The sequence below is a fragment of the Nonomuraea lactucae genome (assembly GCF_003313395.1).
Classification (GTDB): domain Bacteria; phylum Actinomycetota; class Actinomycetes; order Streptosporangiales; family Streptosporangiaceae; genus Nonomuraea; species Nonomuraea lactucae.
This window is the reverse complement of the sequence record NZ_QNFZ01000854.1, coordinates 1-6,254: the sequence shown is the minus strand read 5'-3', so window position 1 is coordinate 6,254 and position 6,254 is coordinate 1. Positions and strand designations below refer to the sequence as shown.

Annotated in this window: 5 protein-coding genes, 2 pseudogenes and 1 riboswitch; of the genes and pseudogenes, 2 read left to right on the top strand and 5 right to left on the bottom strand. The window is 71.6% G+C overall.

What is annotated here, in order from left to right; all coding sequences use genetic code 11:
* The 5 genes and pseudogenes from DQW85_RS29645 to DQW85_RS29625 all read right to left on the bottom strand — a co-directional run.
* Nucleotides 1-1,260: bis-aminopropyl spermidine synthase family protein (locus DQW85_RS29645; RefSeq protein ID WP_113703134.1), on the bottom strand; the 1,260-nt coding region annotated here is incomplete at its 3' end.
* A gap of 186 nt (nucleotides 1,261-1,446) precedes the next feature.
* Nucleotides 1,447-2,051, bottom strand: a pseudogene (locus tag DQW85_RS29640) (response regulator).
* Entirely contained in the window at nucleotides 1,958-2,674 is a 717-nt protein-coding gene (locus DQW85_RS29635; protein ID WP_113703133.1) for a sensor histidine kinase, read from the bottom strand. The pseudogene DQW85_RS29640 and the gene DQW85_RS29635 overlap by 94 nt, the downstream one beginning before the upstream one ends.
* A gap of 233 nt (nucleotides 2,675-2,907) precedes the next feature.
* Complete coding sequence (locus DQW85_RS29630; protein ID WP_113703132.1) at nucleotides 2,908-3,153, bottom strand: hypothetical protein; 246 nt, start codon at nucleotides 3,151-3,153, stop codon at nucleotides 2,908-2,910.
* A 211-nt stretch (nucleotides 3,154-3,364) separates the two neighbouring features.
* Nucleotides 3,365-4,243 (bottom strand): MBL fold metallo-hydrolase, encoded by an 879-nt coding sequence (locus DQW85_RS29625; RefSeq protein WP_205315508.1) that lies wholly within the window; start codon nucleotides 4,241-4,243, stop codon nucleotides 3,365-3,367.
* Nucleotides 4,244-4,255: 12 nt separating this feature from the next.
* Nucleotides 4,256-4,323: riboswitch (guanidine-III (ykkC-III) riboswitch) on the bottom strand.
* A 146-nt stretch (nucleotides 4,324-4,469) separates the two neighbouring features.
* On the opposite strand from DQW85_RS29625, the gene DQW85_RS29620 reads away from it, so the two are divergent.
* Nucleotides 4,470-5,555: a serine hydrolase domain-containing protein gene (locus DQW85_RS29620; protein WP_205315507.1), complete on the top strand. Its 1,086-nt coding sequence runs from the start codon at nucleotides 4,470-4,472 to the stop codon at nucleotides 5,553-5,555.
* Between the two features lie 78 nt (nucleotides 5,556-5,633).
* Nucleotides 5,634-6,254: pseudogene (locus DQW85_RS29615) on the top strand (hypothetical protein); the annotation flags it as partial.

Genomic DNA, 6,254 nt, shown 5'->3' with positions numbered 1-6,254 from the left:
GGCCGGGTAGGCGCGGACGTGAGGGGCGCGGGCGGCCAGCAGCAGCCGCGGCAGGGCGGCGTCGAGGCCCGGCGGTACGGCGATCGCCACCCGCTCGGGCGAGGCCGCGTACGGCTTGGCGAGCCAGGTGGCCAGCCGCACCCGGGGAGTCCGCGTCAGGAAACCGGCAGGCCAGTCGCCCACCAGCAGGTCGGGGGCGAAGTCGGCCGCGTCCGGACCGGCGGCGTCCGGACCGGCCTGGCTCTCCACCGACTGCGGCCCCTGGGTGTAGATGGCGGCGCTGAAACGCTCCACGCGGGCGGCCACGGCGGGCTTGGACTTGGTGGTGGGGCGCAGGATGTAAAGATCGGAGGCCGAGCCGATGGCCTCTGCCCCGAAATAGCGGTTGAAGTCCGGATACATGGCTTCGTAGGCGAGGTTGAGGTCGTGCAGGGAGTTCTGCACCTTCAGGGCGAGCATCGGGGTGCGCTCGCTGGCCCCGTACGCCAGCAGCACCCGCCCCTGCTCCGGGTCCTGGAGCCCCTCGACGCACCGGGCGACGAACAGCCCGATGCCCTCCGGCGTGTACGGCGGGTCGGTCACCGTCACATCGGCGTAGCCGTGGAGCGAGGGCGGCAGGCCGAGCCGCAGGTCCGCCCAGCGGGTGCGCACGGACAGGCCGAGCTCGGCCGCGCGGGTGTCGATGTAGGCGAGGATGCGCTCGTCGATGTCGGCGACCGCGACCTCGGCGTCCGGGTAGAGCGACGCGACGGCGAGCGAGGTCAGGTCGTGGTCGCCCACGCACAGGACGCGCGCCCCCGCCGGCCAGAAGCGCGCGCCGAGCAGCAGCGCGCGCCGCACGACCGTCTCAGGGGTCGCGGAGACGTGGTCCAGCGCGCTACGGCTGCGCGGTGCGCCGGAGATCAGCTCGGCCATCCGCTCGACCACGCCGGCGTGGCTCGGGAGGAGGTGTTCGACGGGGTCGGCGGGCCTGATGGGCCGGTGGCCGCCGTCCAGGAGCGTACGGTGCTCGCCGATCCGCTCGGGAGACAGGCGGAACCGGTCGCCGGATCGCTCCAGCGGGAGCTCCCGCAGCAGGGCCTCGATCGAGCGCCTGGACGTCGCCGTCTCCCTGACCAGGTCGGCGAGGGTCCACCACCGGCCGTCGCCGAGCAGGGCCAGCGCCTCGTGGGTGCGCCTCGGGTCGAGACCGGTCGCCGCCGAGAGGCTCCGGACGTCCGGTCGTTCGTGCTCCCGTTCGTGCTCCCGTTCGTGCTCCACAGCGAGAACCCTAACGGGCCGGGGGAGCGACGGGGCACGTCTCGGCGATCATGGTCCGGGGAAGGGCCACCAGCGCTCGACCGTCCCGTGCATGAGCCGCGCCCCGGCGGCGCCAGGCGGCGGGCCCAGGTGGTGAAGGAGCACGGCGTGGACAGGTGCCGGTCCCAGATCGCGGGCGGCGGGGCGCTACCCACCGGGCCGTAGCAGGCCGCTCTCGTAAGCCAGGATGACGAGCTGGACCCGGTCGCGCACGTTCAGCTTGGCGATGGCCCTGGTGATGTGGGTCTTGGCGGTGAACGGGCTGATGACGAGGCGCTCGGCGATCTCGTTGTTGAAAGGCCGAGCGCCACGAGCTTGACCGCCTCCAGTTCCCGGGAGGTGAGGGCGGCCAGCCGCTGCCCCGCACCGGGCGTGAGGTCCTGCCGGTTGGCGAACTGCTCGATGACGCGGCGGGTCACGCCCGGAGACAGGAGCGCGTCTCCGGCCGCGACGGCGGCGACCGCGCGGCGTAGTTCGGTGGGTTCGACCTCTTTGGTGAGGAAGCCGCTGGCTCCAGCGCGCAGGGCGGCGAAGACGTGTTCGTCGGTGTCGAAAGTGGTGGGGATGATGACACGACAGCCGGGAGTGGTCAGGTTGGTGACGATGCGGCGCGGCGCGGTGATCCCATCGGTGCCCGGCATGCGGATGTCCATGAGGATCACATCGGGGCAGGTGCTCGCGGCCAGCCGTACGGCTTCGTCGCCCTCCTGCGCTTCGCCGACGACTGCGATGTCCCGGGAGCGGGCCAGCAGGCTGCGGAAGCCGGCCCGTACGAGTGCCTGGTCGCGCCCCCGAGTGCGCTCACCCGCTCCCGCATGCCGGCCAGGCCATGGCCTTCGGTGACACCAGCGCCGCCGGGGGCGCTGCGGCCGTTGTCGGTGATCTCGACGACGATCGAGCGCGGCCGGTAGCCGATCGCCACCTCGGCCTTGCTCGCCCCCGCGTGCTTGAGCGTGTTGGCAAGGGACTCCTGTACGACGCGGTAAATGGCGATAGCGGAAATGGCGGAGACGACCGCGGGATCGCCGTGCTCGTCGAGGGTCACCTCGAGCCCGGCGGCGCGGGCGTCGGCGATGAGAGTGCCCAAGGAGGCCAGATCCGGCTGGGGTGCTGTGTCGCCGGAGGTGTCGCGCAGGACCGCGATGAGGTCGCGGAGGTCGGTCATCGCCCGCTTCCTGACGTCCTTTGCCAGGCGTAGCGCGGCGGCGGCCGCGGCCGGGTCCTCCTGGAGGGCGTCGGCGGCGACATTGAGCTGAACACCGACGACGGCCAGCGTGTGGGCGACGATGTCGTGCACCTCGTGCGAGACACGCAGCCGTTCCTCGGCGGCGCGAGCACGGCTGTCGGTCTCCAGCAGCCGCTCGCGCTGGCGCATCACGGCGGCGTAGGTGAGACCCGTTGCGATGATGATCGCCAGGAGCAGTCCTTCCCCCGCGACGAGGGGTGACGGGTGTAACGCTGGGCCGGGACCTACCGGGATCGCGTCGCGTAGATCGTCATATGGGGCGCGCCGCCGACAGGTTCGGCTTCCGCAGCCGCATGGGCCGACGGGCTCGTGCGGCTGCGGAAGCTCTGGACCTGTTTGCGAGCCCAGGTGGAAGACTCGGATCAGCCCTGGGTGACCAGGAGGGTCACGCCTGCCTCGGGGCCGCTCACGCCCTTCTCACCGGCACAGTTGACCAAAACAGGACTGACGCCGTAACCGACCTCGGGGGAGAGGGTCGCCTTTGCCACGAATCCCTTTGGATTGTCCTCGATGATACGGACGTTCTGCAGCATCGAGTGCTTCGTGTCGAGTCCGGTGACCACGGCCTTGAGCGCTTTGGCGCCGCCGCAGTGACCGGTGATCGTCACCTCCTGGCCTCGCTTGGCGGGATTGGGGCTGACCTGAACCTCCGCCCTGGCGCCCTGCGGCGGCTTCGGCGCGGCCGTCGCAGCGGTGGGCTTGCTGGCTCGGACCGCGTTCGCCGGTCGCTGTAGCGGCGGGCCCGCGTCCGAGCCCGAGCACGACGACCGACCAGCTGGACAGTCGGGGAGGAACACGTCGTAGTCACTCATGCGCCGCTCAGGTGCCCGGGCAGAGAACGAATTCGGGAAAGGCGTGGCGGCCGGGCCGGTCGCCGACCTCCTTGATCGCCGCCCGGATCTCGCGCAGGTGGCCGGTGGTCAGTTGCAGAGGGGGCTCGTCGGGCTGGTAGGTGGTGCGGATCGGGTAGTCCACACCTGGCTGGCGGGTCATCTCGATGTGGCAGCCGAGCACGTGGGTGACCGGCCGGCTGTCGGAGAACTCGATCAGGCGGTCGATGCTGCGGGTGAAGGCGGGCCAGTCATCGACGTAGAGGCGGCCGGGGTAGACCGTGTCGCCGGTGAGCAGGAACCCCGTCCACGGGTCGTAGAACGTCACCGCCGCCTCGTGGTGGCCGGGTGTGGCCAGGCAGTCCAGCACCCTGCCGCCCAGGTCGACCCGGGCCACGGCGTCGGCGTCCGTGCCGAATCCGAAGTATTCCCAGGCGGTGGCCAGATCCGCGCCGACCACCGTGGTGCCGGGGCGGCCGGCGAACTGGACGTCGCCCGCGATGTGGTCGCGGTGCGGGTGGGTGTGCAGCACCAGCAGGTGGTAGTCCGCCCGGGGGTGCCGGTCGAGCCAGCGTCCGACGAGCTCGTCGACCACCCCGCGCAAGGGGAAGAACTCCGCGCACGCGGTGGCACCGGTGTCGATCAACACCGCCCGGGCGTTCCCGAACAGCAGGAACAGGAACGGCGCCTCGTAGTGGATCGCCATGTTCTGCCGCAGGACGAACGTGTGCTCGTCGTACGCGTGGACCTGGATGTCCGGGTCGGTGTTGTGCTTGGCGGACGGCGAGCCATGGATCCAGCGGACGTCCAGCGCGCGCGGCTGAGGGACCCCACCGGCGAAGTCGATCAAGGGCTGACCTGCGTCCACGACGTCTCCTCCAGTGCGTCGTCTTGGCAGGCCGGGTACGGCGCACATCTCGTCCGGGGCAGGCACCTACGAGCCTCCACGGCGAAGCTACCACGGTCCACCGGACCCAGTGCGGCCGAGCCCTTAGTCTAAGCAACTCGTGTTGACTAACTCCAAATTAGTCAACTAAGGTTGCTTGCACGCTCGCGAGCGACCTCCCATCCCTTTCCATGCCCGAGGAGGCAGAATGCCCATGCCCCGCGCGGGCCTGCTCGCTGTCGCACTGACCGTGGCAGGGACCGCCCTGATGACCCCCGCCGCCTCGGCGGCCGACCGCGACCGAGGCCACGCCAGGATCCAGCGCGTGCTCGACGAGGCCGTGTCGGGCGGCGGAAGTCCCGGCATCGTCGCCGAGCTCAGAGACCGTCACGCGCGACCGTGGTTCGGCACGGCAGGCGTGGCCGACATGACGACCGGCAGCCCGCGCCGACCGGGTGAGCACTTCCGCATCGGAAGCTTCACCAAGGCGTTCACCGCCACGGTGGTCCTGCAACTGGCCGCCGAAGGCGGGCTGACCCTGGACGACACGGTGGCGAAGTGGTTGCCCGGAGTGGTCGAGGAGCACCTCGGCGCGGACGGCACCAAGATCACCATCAGGCGGCTGCTCAACCACACCAGCGGGCTCCCCGACGCCATCCCCGGCCAGGAGACCCCGCCCCCCGAAGAGCCCGGGAAGCGCTTCATCTACTCCAAGGTCAACTACAACCTCGCGGGGATGATCGTCGAGCGTGCGACCGGCTCGACCCTCGCGAACGAGATCGAGCGCCGCATCGCCCGACCGCTGCGCCTGACGGGGACGTACCTTCCGGGCGCCGAGCGGACCTTGCGCGCCCCGCACGCCCGCCACTACTCCAGGCTCGGCCAGAGCGGCCCCGACGCGGAAATCCACGACGTGACCGAGATGGACGTGAGCTGGGCCGGGGCCGCCGGCGGCATGATCTCGACGACCTCGGACCTGCACCGGTTCCTGAGAGCCCTGCTGCGCGGCAGCCTCGTACCGCCCGCCCAGCGGAAGGAGATGTTCACCACCGTCTCGACGGAGGGTTCGGGCTGGGTGCCGAACACCAGGTACGGCCTCGGCGTCTACTCCCAGAAGCTCCGGTGCGGGGCCACGGTCTGGGGCGGCGGCGGCTTCATCCAGGGCTCGGCCACGTACGCGATGGGCGACCGCCAGGGCACCCGCACGCTGGTGAGCAACCTGAACGGCGACTGGGACGACTTCCTGAAGACCTTCACCGACCTCTTCGAGACGAGCTTCTGCCTGACATCGTGAAGCCACTTCGACAAACCCGCCTGACCGGTGCCCGCGCCCCCGGGCGGTGACGTTCACCGGCCGGGGTAGCGGGCGGGTGTGGCAAGCACGCCTGTCACGTCCAGGGCGCAGCACTCCACCGTGGCGACCGCCGTGGCCGCCCGGTGGGGTCCGCGCGCGCTGGCGCTGGCGTCCGGCGCGTGCCTCGCCGTGGCCTTTCCGCCCCTCAACGCCTGGTGGTGGGCATGGGCCGGGCTCGTGCCCGTCCTGCTCCTGCCGGCCACCGCGGGGTCGTTCCGCGAGGCGGCCTGGCGGAGCTGGTGCGCGTCGGCGGGGTTCTTCGGCACGCTGCACCACTGGGTGCTGCCCTTCCTCGGGGTGTTCGCGCCGCTGGCGGTCGCGGTCATCGGGCTGGTCTGGGTGCCGTTCGGGCTGGTCGCGTACGGGATGCTGCGCCGCGCGTCGCCGTCCCGGGCCCTGGCGGCGCTGCTGGTGCTGCCCTCGGTGTGGGTGGCGGTCGAGGCGTTGCGCTCGTGGAAGCACCTGGGCGGGGCGTGGGGGCTGCTCGGGTCGAGCCAGTGGCAGACGCGTCCCGTGCTCGGGCTGGCCGCGCTCGGCGGCGTGTGGCTGCTGAGCTTCCTGCTGGTCGCGGTCAACGTCGGGCTGGCGATCGCCGTGCTGCCCGGCGCGCGGGCGCGCACCCGGCTGGCCGGCGGGGGC

Bases quoted from the DNA above. Each gene is read 5' to 3' on its own strand.
- DQW85_RS29635 (WP_113703133.1), bottom strand. From the start codon at position 2,674: ATGCGCCAGCGCGAGCGGCTGCTGGAGACCGACAGCCGTGCTCGCGCC.
- DQW85_RS29620 (WP_205315507.1), top strand. From the start codon at position 4,470: ATGCCCATGCCCCGCGCGGGCCTGCTCGCTGTCGCACTGACCGTGGCA.